The sequence below is a fragment of the Pseudoxanthomonas kaohsiungensis genome, from assembly GCF_010211765.1.
GTDB classification, from domain to species: domain Bacteria; phylum Pseudomonadota; class Gammaproteobacteria; order Xanthomonadales; family Xanthomonadaceae; genus Pseudoxanthomonas; species Pseudoxanthomonas kaohsiungensis.
The window spans coordinates 308,176-322,390 of sequence record NZ_PDWO01000002.1; the positions used below are offsets into that span (position 1 = coordinate 308,176).

Below are 14,215 nucleotides of genomic sequence, written 5' to 3' on the forward strand. Positions count from 1 at the left end.
CGGCGCCAGCAGGGACGATGCTGGCGACGGAGAGAGGGATCCTGGCATGGGGCTGTATCCGCTGTTCGCCGACCTGCGTGGTCGCGAGGTGCTGGTGGTTGGTGGCGGCGAAGTCGCCGCTAGGAAGGTCGCCGCGCTGCTACGGGCGGGCGCACTCGTCCGCCTGCACGCGCGCGAGGTGCTGCATCCGGAGGTCGCCACCGCATTGGCCGACGGCCGCATCGTCCGTCTGGCCGGCGAGTTCGACCCGGCATGGCTGGACGCCGTCTGGCTGGTGGTGGCGGCGACCGACGATTCCGCGTTCAACGCAGGCCTTGCGGCTGAAGCCGGGCGCCGGCGTCGGCTGGTGAACGTGGTCGATGATGCGGTGCTGTCGAGTTTCCAGGTGCCGGCCGTGGTCGATCGCGCGCCCCTGGTGGTGGCGATCTCGTCGGGGGGCGCGGCGCCCATGCTGGCCCGCCGCATCCGTGAACGCCTGGAGACCGAGCTCGGCCCCTCCCTGGGCAGGCTGGCGGGGCTGTTCGCCGAACACCGCGAGCGGATCCGCCTCCGGCTCCCCGACCTGTCGGCGCGCCGCCGCTGGTTCGAGCGCATGCTCGATGGCCGCATGGAGTCCGCATTCGAACGTGGCGGCGACGCGGCCATGGAAGCCGCGTTCGTGGAAGAGGTGGAGCGCGCTGCCGAATCGCCGCCGCAACCGGCGGTGGTCGCACTGGTCGCGGCCAGCCCCATGCCCGACCTTTATACGCTGCGTGCGCTGCGCGCCTTCAACGAAGCGGACATCATCGTCGTGGGCGAGGGCGTTGACGGGGCGATGCTGGAGCCGGCGCGCCGCGACGCCCGGCGAATCCCGGCGGGCCCGGACCCGGCTGCGTTGCTGCGCTCGCTTGCCGCGCCGGGCGCGCGGATCGTGTGGGTCCACCACCAGCAGGGCTCCGGCGGCAGCCTCGCCGCCCTCGAAGGCGCCTGCAGCAGGTCGGGAATCGCGGTTCGCATGATTCCGGCCGTCGCCTGAGCAGGAAATTTCGCCAGGGGGCTTCCCAACGCGGGGGCGTCCATGCACAATGCGCGCCCCGCCAACGACCGGCCTCCTTCGGGAGCCAGCAGCGGCGGGGCCGGAAGCGAAAACCCTCCAACAAAGGTGTTGCAGTTCTCCGGAAGCCGCCTATAATGTGCGGCTCCCTCGGCGGAAACGAATCACGCGATTCGCAGCCACTGGGGCGGAAACGAAAAGATCCCTTCACGGGGTGTTGACGGATCCGAAACGAGCTGCCAGAATGTGCGGCTCACCTCGACGGAAGCGGTTCGCCGCTGAAGATGAGGGGAGGATGAAAACCCCGCAACGCGGTGTTGACACTTCCAAAACGAGCTGCCAGAATGTGCGGCTCACCTCGACGGAAACGTCGGGACACGGATGAAGGCGCTGAGGCCGATTCCGACGCTCTTTGAAAGTGTGCGCAGGTAACTTGTGCGGACGCCTGCAGGAAGGATGACTGTCCATCTTGCAGACGTTTTAACAGCAACAAGTCAAATGCTTTATAGCAAGCGATACGTAGCTGGGTAGAACTTCTGCAGCTGAAAGTATTGACCTTCGGGTCTGTAATTTTAAGTGAAGAGTTTGATCCTGGCTCAGAGTGAACGCTGGCGGTAGGCCTAACACATGCAAGTCGAACGGCAGCACAGGAGAGCTTGCTCTCTGGGTGGCGAGTGGCGGACGGGTGAGGAATACATCGGAATCTACTCTGTCGTGGGGGATAACGTAGGGAAACTTACGCTAATACCGCATACGACCTACGGGTGAAAGTGGGGGACCGCAAGGCCTCACGCGATTGAATGAGCCGATGTCGGATTAGCTAGTTGGCGGGGTAAAGGCCCACCAAGGCGACGATCCGTAGCTGGTCTGAGAGGATGATCAGCCACACTGGAACTGAGACACGGTCCAGACTCCTACGGGAGGCAGCAGTGGGGAATATTGGACAATGGGCGCAAGCCTGATCCAGCCATACCGCGTGAGTGAAGAAGGCCCTCGGGTTGTAAAGCTCTTTTGTTGGGAAAGAAATCCTGTCGGTTAATACCTGGCAGGGATGACGGTACCCAAAGAATAAGCACCGGCTAACTTCGTGCCAGCAGCCGCGGTAATACGAAGGGTGCAAGCGTTACTCGGAATTACTGGGCGTAAAGCGTGCGTAGGTGGTTGTTTAAGTCTGTCGTGAAAGCCCTGGGCTCAACCTGGGAATTGCGATGGATACTGGGCAACTAGAGTGTGGTAGAGGGTGGCGGAATTCCCGGTGTAGCAGTGAAATGCGTAGAGATCGGGAGGAACATCCGTGGCGAAGGCGGCCACCTGGGCCAACACTGACACTGAGGCACGAAAGCGTGGGGAGCAAACAGGATTAGATACCCTGGTAGTCCACGCCCTAAACGATGCGAACTGGATGTTGGGTTCAACTTGGAACCCAGTATCGAAGCTAACGCGTTAAGTTCGCCGCCTGGGGAGTACGGTCGCAAGACTGAAACTCAAAGGAATTGACGGGGGCCCGCACAAGCGGTGGAGTATGTGGTTTAATTCGATGCAACGCGAAGAACCTTACCTGGTCTTGACATCCACGGAACTTTCCAGAGATGGATTGGTGCCTTCGGGAACCGTGAGACAGGTGCTGCATGGCTGTCGTCAGCTCGTGTCGTGAGATGTTGGGTTAAGTCCCGCAACGAGCGCAACCCTTGTCCTTAGTTGCCAGCACGTAATGGTGGGAACTCTAAGGAGACCGCCGGTGACAAACCGGAGGAAGGTGGGGATGACGTCAAGTCATCATGGCCCTTACGACCAGGGCTACACACGTACTACAATGGGAAGGACAGAGGGCTGCAATCCCGCGAGGGGGAGCCAATCCCAGAAACCTTCTCTCAGTCCGGATCGGAGTCTGCAACTCGACTCCGTGAAGTCGGAATCGCTAGTAATCGCAGATCAGCATTGCTGCGGTGAATACGTTCCCGGGCCTTGTACACACCGCCCGTCACACCATGGGAGTTTGTTGCACCAGAAGCAGGTAGCTTAACCTTCGGGAGGGCGCTTGCCACGGTGTGGCCGATGACTGGGGTGAAGTCGTAACAAGGTAGCCGTATCGGAAGGTGCGGCTGGATCACCTCCTTTTGAGCACGACAGCATCGTCCTGTCGGGCGTCCTCACAAGTCACCTGCATTCAGAGTTCCTGGTCCGACAGCGGACTGGGGAAGTCCCTTTTAGGGGCCTTAGCTCAGCTGGGAGAGCACCTGCTTTGCAAGCAGGGGGTCGTCGGTTCGATCCCGACAGGCTCCACCATATGAGTATCGACTTTTGGGTCTGTAGCTCAGGTGGTTAGAGCGCACCCCTGATAAGGGTGAGGTCGGTGGTTCGAGTCCTCCCAGACCCACCACTCTGAATGACAAGCGCACACACTTTCGAACTTACGCACCAGGCGTTGAAGCCCGGTACGTGCTCTTTTAAAACTTGTGATGTAGCGAGCGTTTGAGATGTCTATCTCGACGTGTCGTTGAGGCTAAGGCGGGGGCTTCGAGCCCCTAAAAATTGAGTCGTATGTTCGCGCTGGTGGCTTTGTACCCCACCGGCTCGTCATTAACTCCGAGGCGACTTGGGGTTATATGGTCAAGCGAATAAGCGCACACGGTGGATGCCTTGGCGGTCAGAGGCGATGAAGGACGTGACAGCCTGCGAAAAGCGCGGGGGAGCTGGCAATAAGCTTTGATCCCGCGATGTCCGAATGGGGAAACCCACTGCTTCGGCAGTATCCTGCAGTGAATACATAGCTGCTGGAGGCGAACCCGGTGAACTGAAATATCTAAGTAACCGGAGGAAAAGAAATCAACCGAGATTCCCTAAGTAGTGACGAGCGAACGGGGACTAGCCCTTAAGCTGGAATGGTTCTAGAAAAACAACCTGGAAAGGTTGGCCATAGAAGGTGATAGCCCTGTATTTGAAAGGGCCACTCCAGTGAAGACGAGTAAGGCGGGGCACGTGAAACCCTGTCTGAACATGGGGGGACCATCCTCCAAGGCTAAATACTCCTGACCGACCGATAGTGAACCAGTACCGTGAGGGAAAGGCGAAAAGAACCCCGGAGAGGGGAGTGAAATAGACCCTGAAACCGTGTGCGTACAAGCAGTAGGAGCCCGCAAGGGTGACTGCGTACCTTTTGTATAATGGGTCAGCGACTTACAGTTCGTGGCAAGCTTAACCGTATAGGGGAGGCGAAGGGAAACCGAGTCTGAATAGGGCGCATAGTCGCGGGCTGTAGACCCGAAACCGGGTGATCTAGTCATGCCCAGGGTGAAGGTGCCGTAACAGGTACTGGAGGCCCGAACCCACTCCCGTTGCAAAGGTAGGGGATGAGGTGTGATTAGGAGTGAAAAGCTAATCGAACCCGGAGATAGCTGGTTCTCCTCGAAAGCTATTTAGGTAGCGCCTCATATGTATCCTCTCGGGGGTAGAGCACTGTTATGGCTAGGGGGTCATCGCGACTTACCAAACCATTGCAAACTCCGAATACCGAGAAGGACTGTATGGGAGACACACGGCGGGTGCTAACGTCCGTCGTGAAAAGGGAAACAACCCAGACCCACAGCTAAGGTCCCAAATTATCGCTAAGTGGGAAACGATGTGGAAAGGCACAGACAGCCAGGAGGTTGGCTTAGAAGCAGCCACCCTTTAAAGAAAGCGTAATAGCTCACTGGTCGAGTCGGTCTGCGCGGAAGATTTAACGGGGCTAAGCGATAAACCGAAGCTTGGGGTGCATAACTTTGTTATGCGCGGTAGAGGAGCGTTCCGTAAGCCTGCGAAGGTGGATTGAGAAGTCTGCTGGAGGTATCGGAAGTGCGAATGCTGACATGAGTAACGATAATGCGGGTGAAAAGCCCGCACGCCGAAAGCCCAAGGTTTCCTTGCGCAACGTTAATCGACGCAGGGTTAGTCGGTCCCTAAGGCGAGGGCGAAAGCCGTAGTCGATGGGAAGCAGGTTAATATTCCTGCACCTCGCGTGAGTGCGATGGAGGGACGGAGAAGGTTAGGTGTACCGGGCGTTGGTTGTCCCGGGGAAAGGCGGTAGGTTTGGATCTTTGGCAAATCCGGGATCCTTTAAGACCGAGCACCGAGACGAGTCCTTTAGGACGAAGTCACTGATACCACGCTTCCAGGAAAAGCTCCTAAGCTTCAGCTCACGAAGACCGTACCGTAAACCGACACAGGTGGGTAGGATGAGAATTCTCAGGCGCTTGAGAGAACTCGGGTGAAGGAACTAGGCAACATGGCACCGTAACTTCGGGAGAAGGTGCACCCTCTTTGGTGGCCCATGCGGGCTATAGCTGAGGAGGGTCGCAGAAACCAGGCCGCTGCGACTGTTTATCAAAAACACAGCACTCTGCAAACACGAAAGTGGACGTATAGGGTGTGACGCCTGCCCGGTGCTGGAAGGTTAATTGATGGGGTCAGCCGCAAGGCGAAGCTCTTGATCGAAGCCCCAGTAAACGGCGGCCGTAACTATAACGGTCCTAAGGTAGCGAAATTCCTTGTCGGGTAAGTTCCGACCTGCACGAATGGCGTAACGACAGCGGCGCTGTCTCCACCCGAGACTCAGTGAAATTGAAATCGCTGTGAAGATGCAGCGTTCCCGTGGCAAGACGGAAAGACCCCGTGAACCTTTACTATAGCTTTACACTGAACGTTGAGTTCGTCTGTGTAGGATAGGTGGGAGGCTTTGAAGTGTCGGCGCTAGCTGGCATGGAGCCATCCTTGAAATACCACCCTGATGTGCTTGACGTTCTAACCTAGGCCCGTAATCCGGGTCGGGGACCGTGTATGGTGGGTAGTTTGACTGGGGCGGTCTCCTCCTAAAGAGTAACGGAGGAGCTCGAAGGTACGCTCAGCGCGGTCGGACATCGCGCACTGTGTGCAAAGGCATAAGCGTGCTTGACTGCAAGATCGACGGATCAAGCAGGTAGGAAACTAGGACTTAGTGATCCGGTGGTTCTGTATGGAAGGGCCATCGCTCAACGGATAAAAGGTACTCCGGGGATAACAGGCTGATACCGCCCAAGAGTTCATATCGACGGCGGTGTTTGGCACCTCGATGTCGGCTCATCACATCCTGGGGCTGTAGTCGGTCCCAAGGGTATGGCTGTTCGCCATTTAAAGTGGTACGCGAGCTGGGTTCAGAACGTCGTGAGACAGTTCGGTCCCTATCTGCCATGGGCGTTGGAGATTTGAGAGGGGCTGCTCCTAGTACGAGAGGACCGGAGTGGACGAACCTCTGGTGTTCCGGTTGTCACGCCAGTGGCATTGCCGGGTAGCTATGTTCGGAAGCGATAACCGCTGAAAGCATCTAAGCGGGAAGCGCGCCTCAAGATGAGATCTCCCGGGACACAAGTCCCCTAAAGGAACCATCAAGACTAGGTGGTTGATAGGTCAGGTGTGTAAGCGCAGCAATGCGTTGAGCTAACTGATACTAATGATCCGTGTGGCTTGACCATATAACCTCAAGTGGCCTTGGACTCGACGATGACGTCGATAGCCATCCGCCGCTCACTACATCACAAGTACTTATGCGAGACGGTGCGGTATGCACGGTCTGTCCCTTGCGGGCAGCCATGTTCACCAGCACGCTCCAACCGTCTCCCTGATGAAATTAGCGTTGTGGAACCACCCGATCCCATCCCGAACTCGGAAGTGAAACGCAACAGCGCCGATGGTAGTGTGGGTCTCCCATGCGAGAGTAGGTCATCGTCAGGGTTTTACTCCGAAACCCCCAGCCGACAGGCTGGGGGTTTCTTCTTTTCCGGCTCCTGCTGCCGCAGGGAACGTTATCGCCCTCGGTAATCCCCGACCGATTCAGATGGTGGCTCGCAGCTCGCAGCCCGCGATGACCGAGACCGTCGCGCTGTCGAGCGATCCTGCGTCGGGAGGCCTCTCAGAGCGTCGAAGGCCCGTGCCCAGGCCACATCTGCGCGGTCGACGCGGCCGGATACTGACGCCATGAAACTGGCCTAGCGGTGCGCCGTGCGTGCGCGGTGTCCGCAAGTTGGCTGTCATCGCCACGGGTCGAGCCGGACCCCCTCCCCCGCGGAATGTCAGGCATCACCGGGGCGCAAGCCATCACATTGCGCCGAGCGCCATGCCGCCGGATGTGGAGCGGAGGAGGCTTGGAGTCGGGGTTCCCCGCGTGCCGCATGTGGCGGGCGAGCCGATCCCGTGCCTGCCTGACAACGACGTTGCCTCGACGTTGACCGATCGGGCCATCACGGCGAGCCGTCGCCGAGCTTCAGTCTTGAGCCCGCACTGGAGGCGGCGAAAGGCGGCGGATGTCTGGCGACGTTCGGATTCCAGGTCGAGGCCTCCTGGCAGCGCCTTTACCGGAATCTGCAGCGTGCAGCTGAAAAGCAGGAGGGCCCGCAGCTCTCGATGCGGGCCCTCCTGGTTGTGTTGCACAGAGGTGTTGCGACTGTTATGGCGAGGCGGCCTGCTTGCCAGCCATCGCCTCGTCGCGCGCGGCCTTGAACGCATTGCCTTCGTACCAGTTCGGCCAGCGGTCGCCGCCGGCCAGGTCCTGGCCGACGCCGTACAGCGCCTGCAGGTCCTCGACGATGCCGTCATACCGCCAGCCATCGTGGATCTCGTCGCTGGGCTGGTGGTAACGCTTGGCGTACTCGGCATTGGCCGCCTTGCCGGCGTCCAGGCCGCCCTCGCGCAGGTCATTGCCGCCCTTCGCATACAACGCCGGCACGCCGGCCTTGGCGAAGTTGAAGTGGTCGCTGCGGAAGTAATAGCCGGCGGCGGTGTTGCCCTCTTCGGTCAGCACCCGGTCCTGCTGGTCGGCGTGGACCTTGAGCATGTCCTCCAGCTCGGAGTTGCCGAAGCCGGTCACCACCATGTCGCGCGAGCGTCCGCCCACGGACATCGCGTCGAGGTTGACCACGCCGGCGATCTTGTCCAGCGGGAAGGTCGGGTGGGCGACGTAGTACTTGGAACCGAGCAGGCCCGACTCTTCCAGCGTCACGGCGACGAAGACCACCGAGCGTTCCGGTGGCTGTTCCTGGTGGGCGAACGCTTCGGCAATCTCCAGGATGCCGGCCACGCCGGTGGCATTGTCGACCGCGCCGTTGTAGATCGCGTCGCCCTCTTCGCCTTCGTGCCTGCCCAAGTGGTCCCAATGGGCCATGTACAGCACCGCCTCGTCGGCGCGGGCCTTGCCCGGCAGCACGCCGATGACGTTGCGCGAGGTCTTGCTGGCGGTGGTGCTGGCCAGGTCGACCGACAGGGTGGCGTCGAGCGGCACCGCCTTGAAGCCGGGCTTGTTCGCCATCTTGTAGGCGTCTTCCAGCTCGATGCCGGCGCCGGCGAAGAGCTTGCGCGCGGCCTCCGCCGTCAGCCAGCCCTGCACCGGCAGGCGCGGCTCGGGATCGTCGCTGGCGGGCAGGTCGTACTGCGCGCCGGACCAGGAGTTCTTGACCACGTCCCAGCCGTAGCTGGCGCCTGCGTCGTCATGGACGATCAGCGCGGCGGCGGCGCCCTTGCGCGCGGCCTCCTCGAACTTGTACGTCCAGCGGCCGTAGTAGGTCATCTTCTTGCCGTCGAAGAGCTTGTCGTCGCCGGCATGGAAGCCCGGGTCGTTGACGAGGATCACCACCGTCTTGCCGGTCCAGTCCTGGTCGCCGTAGTCGTTCCACTGCCGCTCCGGCGCGTCGACGCCATAGCCGACGAAAACGACCGGGCTGTCCTTGACGCTGACCTGCGCCTGGCCGGTGCGGGTACCTACCACCATGTCGGTGCCGAAGGCCAGCGCCACCGGCGCGCCATCGATGGTCAGGTTCAGCGTCGTGGCCGGATCGGCGGTGGTCTCGACCATCGGCACGTCCTGGAAATAGCTGTCGCCATTGCCCGGCTGCAGGCCGATGCGCTGCATCTGCGCGCGGATGTACTCGATCGTGCGTTCTTCCCCGGCCGAGCCGGGCGCGCGGCCCTCGAACTCGTCGGAAGCCAGCGTCTGCACCAGGTCCTTGAAGTCGCCGGCATCGATCGCCGGCGCGAACGAGTGCGTGCTGGCCGGAACGGCGGCAGTGGCCGCGTCCGGCGCGGTCGCCGGGGCGGGAGTGTCGGCCTTCTTGCAGCCGGCGAGCGCGAAAGCGCCAGCGGCCAGGCCGATCAGGATTTTGCGGGACATCGGAACTCCGGATGGGGCGGCGGAGTTCCGATTCTAGCCAAGCTGCGCCCGCTCAGTCCTGCGGCGCGGTCTCGGTTTCGAAGCGGACCGGCTCGGCCCCCGTCACCTGGCCGATCCGCGCGGTCCGGTGCACGTACAGGCTGACTTCGCGACGGAACTCCATCGGGCCGCTGACCTCGGCGTCCGGGCCGATCACCACCCGCGGCCTGCGCTTGGGTGCGCTCTGGAACCAGCTCTGGGGACGTTCGACGGTGATGCCGCCACGCACGTGCGAACCGATGCCCACGGTGATGTCGCCGTTGACGGTCTCCAGGTTGCCGGCCACCTGGGTCCGGACCAGGCCGATGGCGCCGTTGACCGTCTCGATGTTGCCGCCCACGGTACCGCCACTGTCGACGAAGACGCTGCCGTTCACGGTTTCGATGTCGCCGGCCACCTGCACGTCGCGCGCTAGGCGGATCGCGCCGTTGACGGTCTCCAGGCTGTCGACGCGGGCACCGCTCTCGACGTGGATGCTGCCATTGACCGTGCTGGCGTCACGGGCCTGGACGTTCTCGGCCACGCGCACCGCGCCGTTGACGGTCTCGAGGTCGCCGTAACGCTGGCCGGCCGAGGTCTCGATGCTTCCGTTGACCTTGCTGATGTCGTCCTCGGCGATGGCCGGGAACGAACAGGCCAGGGCCAGCGCGAACGCCAGGCGTGCGGCGGTACGGTTCACTGGGGTGCGGGTCATGGCGGTTCGCCTTTTCGTGGTCCGGAGACAGCATACGACCACCCTTGGCTACAATCCGCCACTGTCTGAAGTCACTGGACCGAAGTCATGGAAGTTCCGGGCGCGAGCCCCCGCCGCGAGCAAGGCCGGTCCTGGCCGAGGGTCGGCGCCCGGCTGCGCGGCGTGGTCCAGCGGGGAGCGGGCGCCGGGCTGGCGCTGTTGCTCGCGCTGGGTGGCGTGCCGACGGTGGTGCACGCCCAGTCGCCGAAGGCGGCCGAACAGGAACTGCGCAAGACCCGGGCCGAGCTGCAGCAGATCGGCCGCGAACGCCGGCGGCTGGAGGGCCAGCGGGGCGAGGCCGCCCAGCGCCTGCGCCGGGCCGACGAGCAACTGGGGCGCTCGATGCGTGCGCTGGCCCAGACCGAGCAGGCGCTGCAGCAGGAACGCCAGGCGCTGGCCGAACTCGCGCAACAACGCGAGCGGATGCAGCGTGAACTGGGCGAGCGCCGCCAGCGCCTGGCGACCCTTCTGCGCAGCGCCTACATGGCGGGCTCGCAGGCACCCCTGAAGTTGCTGCTGGCCCAGGATCGCATCGCCGACGCCCAGCGTGCATTGGGCTATTACCGTTACGCGCAGCGCGAACAGGTGCGCCAGGTCGCCGGGCTGACGGGCGCGCTGGAACAGCTGGCGGCGACCGAAGCGGAAATCGACGCGCGGACCCGCCAGCGGGAGGCCCTGCAGGCCGAGCAGCAGGAACAGCTCGAGACGCTCAGGCGCGATCGCGGCGACCGCGCCAAGGTGGTGGCCGAGCTCGACGCGCGCTACCAGGACCGCCAGTCGCGCGAGAAGGCGCTGGGCCAGGATGTGAAGTCGCTGGAGCGCCTGCTGGCCAACCTGCGTGCCGCCGCCGCCCGCGCCGCCGCCGAACGGCGGGCCGCGGCCGCCGCACGGGCGGCACAGGAACCGGCCGCCACGCCACGCCCGTCGACGCCCGGCAAGGTGCCCCCGCGGGTCGCATCGGCCACGCCGGCCCCCAAGGTCGGAGGACTGGGCTGGCCCGCCAGCGGCGACCTCCTGGCGCGCTACGGCGGTCGCTTGCCCGATGGCCGGACCAGCAGCGGCGTGCTGATCGGCGCGGCGGCGGGCAGCCCGGTCAATGCCGTCGCCGACGGAACGGTGGTGTTCTCCGAATGGATGACGGGCTACGGCCTGATCCTGATCATCGACCACGGCAACGGCTACATGAGCCTCTATGCCCACAACGACGCCTTGCTGCGCGATGCCGGCGACCGCGTGCGCCGCGGCGATCCGGTGGCGAAGGTCGGCAGTTCCGGCGGGCATGGGCGCCCTGCGCTGTACTTCGAACTGCGCCGTAACGGCCAGCCGGTGGACCCCACCACCTGGCTGCAGCGCCGCTGAACTCCGCGGCCGGTCGGGCGGGGGAGTTCAAGCGGCATTGTGCCGGGCTTGCCGCATAATCGGGCGACTACGCGCCTGACGCGTCCTGGAGTTCCGAATGCGCCGTCATTTCCTGTCGCTGCTGCTGGCCCTGCTGCCGGTCGCGCCCGTGGCCGCCCAGCAGGCGCAGCCACCCGCGGAGCCGCCGCGCGGCGCACAGCCGCCGGAACAGCCGGCAGGGGAAGCTCCGCCGCCCGAAGCGGCGCCCCCGGAAGCCTCGGTGCCCGCCAGCGACGATCCGGATGGCGCCGATGAAGGCGCCGCGGCCGCCTCGCGCGTCCCGCTGGCCGAGATCCGCCGCTACGTCGCCGTCTACAACGCGGTCAAGGAGGCCTATGTCGATTCCGTCGATGACCGCGCGCTGATGCAGTCGGCCATCGCCGGCCTGCTGCTCGACCTGGATCCACACAGCGCCTACCTGGACAAGGCCGAGAGCGAGTCCTTCGACGAGCAGACCACCGGCGCCTACGACGGCATCGGCGTGGAACTGCTGCAGCAGAACGACAACACCCTGAAGGTGATCGCGCCGATCGACGACACGCCGGCCGCGCGTGCCGGCATCCTCGCCGGCGACACCATCATCGCCATCGATGGCAAGCCGATCGCGCAGGTCGAGGCGATGGAGCCGTTGCGCGGCGAACCCGGCAGCAAGGTGACTGTGACGGTGGTCCGCGAAGGGCGCGACAAGCCGTTCGATGTCGCGCTGGTGCGCGAAACCATCAAGGTGACGAGCGTGCGCAGCCGGATGCTGGAGCCCGGCTACGGCTACGTCCGGATCAGTACCTTCCAGGCCGACACCGGCGCCGATTTCCAGGTCCAGCTCGACCGGCTGCAGGCGCAGGCCGGCGGCCACCTGCGCGGCCTGGTGCTGGACCTGCGCAGCAATCCCGGCGGCCTGCTGACCGCGGCGGTGCAGGTCGCCGACGACCTGCTCGACAAGGGTGGCATCGTCAGCACGCGCGGGCGCATCCCGATCAGCGACAGCCGGTTCGACGCCACGCCCGGGGACCGCATGAAGGGCGCGCCGGTGGTGGTCCTGGTCGACGCCGGCTCGGCGAGCGCGGCCGAGGTGCTGGCCGGTGCCCTGCGCGACAACGACCGCGCACGCGTTGTCGGCAGCCGCACGTTCGGCAAGGGCTCGGTGCAGACCGTGCTGCCGCTGGACAACGGCGACTCGGTCAAGCTCACCACCGCCCGCTACTACACGCCCAGCGGGCGCTCGATCCAGGCCAGCGGCATCGTCCCGGATACCGAGCTCACGCCGGATCCGGCGCTCATCGGCGGCGACGAGGTCCCGGCCAGCCTGGGCGAGATCAGCGAGGCGACCCTGCCCGGCCACCTGCGTGGGGACGATGAGGGGGCCGAAGGCTACCGGGCAGGCCAGCCGTTGCCCGGCGACAAGCCGATCAGCGCGGCCCTGGCCGAACTCAAGAAGCAGGTGGCCAAGGCGCCGGCGGCGGTACAGGCGCGCTGAGCCGCGCGCCCGCGGACCAGGCCGTGCCGACGGGGGCGGTCCCGGTTCCGGTTCCGGGGATCAGCGCTTCGGGTTGGCCGGCAGCGGGAACGGAGTCACGACCTTCTCGCCGGTGGCCGCGTCGCGGATCGCCGACTGCCCCTTCCGTTCCACCTCCTCGACCCGGACGATGCTCTGCATCGGCAGGTGCAGCTTCCGCGTGTTGCCGAACTCGTCGCGCAGGCGCTCCTCGGTGGGGTCGACCACCAGGCCCTCGTGCACGTCGAAGACCAGTTCGCCCACTTCGGTGAATCCCCACAGGGAGCTGCCGGCGATGTGGCGCGCGTAGAGCTCGTACACCTTGCCGTGGTTGAGGAACGTCACCTTGTACAGGGGCTTGGCCATCGGAGTGGAGGAACGGTCGGGAATGGCGGAAGGATGGGGGCGCGCCGCCAGGATCCAAGGTCGCGCGCCGGCTCAGTAGCCGCGCTGCCGGCGCATGCGCCGGGCGATCCCTGCGCGCACCACCAGCGCGAATCCCGCGCCGAACAGGAAGCCGGCCACGTGCGCGGCCCACGCCACCTCGCCGAAGGCCGGCCCGATGTAGGCGAACACCACCTGCAACGCCGCCCAGATGCCGATCAGCAGGAATGCCGGCGCACGCACGAACTCCAGGAACAGGCCCAGTGGCAGCACCACGCCCAGGCGGGCCCCGGGAAACAGCGCCAGGTAGGCGCCGATCACCGCCGACACCGCGCCGCTCGCGCCGATCACCACCCGGTCCGGGCTGTCGATCGCCAGCACCGCGGCCAGGTTGGCCACCGCGCCGCCCAGCAGGAACAGCAGCAGGAACCGCCAGGGCCCCATCGCCCGCTCCGCCGGCAGGCCGAAGATCAGCAGGAACACCAGGTTGCCCAGCAGGTGTGCCCAGTCGGCATGCAGGAACAGGGCGGTGAACAGCCGCAGCACGCTGCCGTCGCGCAACGCCGCCAGCCAGGCATCGCCCCCGCCCAGGCCATGCCCGAGTGCGCCCCATGCCAGCCACAGGCTTCGACGGGCCTCGTCGGGGCGACCCAGGGACCAGAGGAAGGCCAGCCACAGGGCGGCGAACAGCAGCGGCGTGGCCCAGCGCAGGGCGGCCTTCTGGCGCGTGGGCAGCGACACGAACATGGACGCCACTATCGCCGATGCCGGCAGGCGCCTCCAGCCGGGACGCTGCCGGCAGTCCGGGGAAGCCGGCGAGGCGTGACTTCCGGCGTTATTGTCCGGTTAAACGCAACGGGTATACTCCAATACGGCGTCGTATGTCGGGAGGGGACTCCGACGGATGCAGGCAACCCCGGGAGGGGGTGGCTTGCGGGCGCTGATGCCATTCCCAACCCCCGT

7 protein-coding genes, 2 tRNA genes and 3 rRNA genes are annotated in these 14,215 nt (G+C 64.4%); 8 read left to right on the plus strand and 4 right to left on the minus strand.

Annotation, left to right across the window (positions count from 1 at the left end; all coding sequences use genetic code 11):
* Positions 1 to 46 precede the first annotated feature (46 nt).
* The 6 genes from CSC66_RS03770 (at position 47) to rrf (ending at position 6,778) form a co-directional block, all read left to right on the plus strand.
* Positions 47 to 1,015: an NAD(P)-dependent oxidoreductase gene (locus CSC66_RS03770; protein ID WP_162376046.1), complete on the plus strand. Its 969-nt coding sequence runs from the start codon at positions 47 to 49 to the stop codon at positions 1,013 to 1,015.
* A gap of 591 nt (positions 1,016 to 1,606) precedes the next feature.
* Positions 1,607 to 3,151: ribosomal RNA gene (locus CSC66_RS03775) — 16S ribosomal RNA — on the plus strand.
* Positions 3,152 to 3,243: 92 nt separating this feature from the next.
* Positions 3,244 to 3,319 (plus strand) — tRNA-Ala (locus CSC66_RS03780).
* 17 nt (positions 3,320 to 3,336) lie between these two features.
* Positions 3,337 to 3,413, plus strand: a tRNA-Ile gene (locus CSC66_RS03785).
* A 228-nt stretch (positions 3,414 to 3,641) separates the two neighbouring features.
* Positions 3,642 to 6,519: ribosomal RNA gene (locus tag CSC66_RS03790) — 23S ribosomal RNA — on the plus strand.
* A 145-nt stretch (positions 6,520 to 6,664) separates the two neighbouring features.
* Positions 6,665 to 6,778, plus strand: a 5S ribosomal RNA gene (gene rrf, locus CSC66_RS03795).
* Together the 16S, 23S and 5S rRNA genes with 2 tRNA genes alongside form the textbook arrangement of a ribosomal RNA operon.
* A 712-nt stretch (positions 6,779 to 7,490) precedes the next feature.
* On the opposite strand, the gene CSC66_RS03800 is transcribed toward rrf, so the two are convergent.
* Positions 7,491 to 9,206: a M28 family metallopeptidase gene (locus CSC66_RS03800; protein WP_162376047.1), complete on the minus strand. Its 1,716-nt coding sequence runs from the start codon at positions 9,204 to 9,206 to the stop codon at positions 7,491 to 7,493.
* Between the two features lie 52 nt (positions 9,207 to 9,258).
* Positions 9,259 to 9,939: a DUF4097 family beta strand repeat-containing protein gene (locus CSC66_RS03805; protein WP_202935587.1), complete on the minus strand. Its 681-nt coding sequence runs from the start codon at positions 9,937 to 9,939 to the stop codon at positions 9,259 to 9,261.
* Positions 9,940 to 10,026: 87 nt separating this feature from the next.
* Between CSC66_RS03805 and CSC66_RS03810 the strand changes: the two genes are divergently transcribed.
* Together CSC66_RS03810 and CSC66_RS03815 are read left to right on the plus strand one after the other, a co-directional pair.
* Positions 10,027 to 11,337 carry a murein hydrolase activator EnvC family protein gene (locus CSC66_RS03810; protein ID WP_162376048.1) on the plus strand — a complete coding sequence of 437 codons (1,311 nt, stop codon included), beginning with the start codon at positions 10,027 to 10,029 and terminating at the stop codon, positions 11,335 to 11,337.
* Between the two features lie 97 nt (positions 11,338 to 11,434).
* Positions 11,435 to 12,850 (plus strand): S41 family peptidase, encoded by a 1,416-nt coding sequence (locus CSC66_RS03815; RefSeq protein ID WP_162376049.1) that lies wholly within the window; start codon positions 11,435 to 11,437, stop codon positions 12,848 to 12,850.
* 60 nt (positions 12,851 to 12,910) lie between these two features.
* On the opposite strand, the gene CSC66_RS03820 is transcribed toward CSC66_RS03815, so the two are convergent.
* Entirely contained in the window at positions 12,911 to 13,234 is a 324-nt protein-coding gene (locus CSC66_RS03820; protein WP_162376050.1) for a DUF1820 family protein, read from the minus strand.
* 72 nt (positions 13,235 to 13,306) lie between these two features.
* The gene (locus tag CSC66_RS03825; protein WP_162376051.1) at positions 13,307 to 13,999 is read right to left on the minus strand and encodes a rhomboid family intramembrane serine protease; all 693 of its coding nucleotides are present in this window, start codon (positions 13,997 to 13,999) and stop codon (positions 13,307 to 13,309) included.
* Between the last annotated feature and the right edge of the window lie 216 nt (positions 14,000 to 14,215).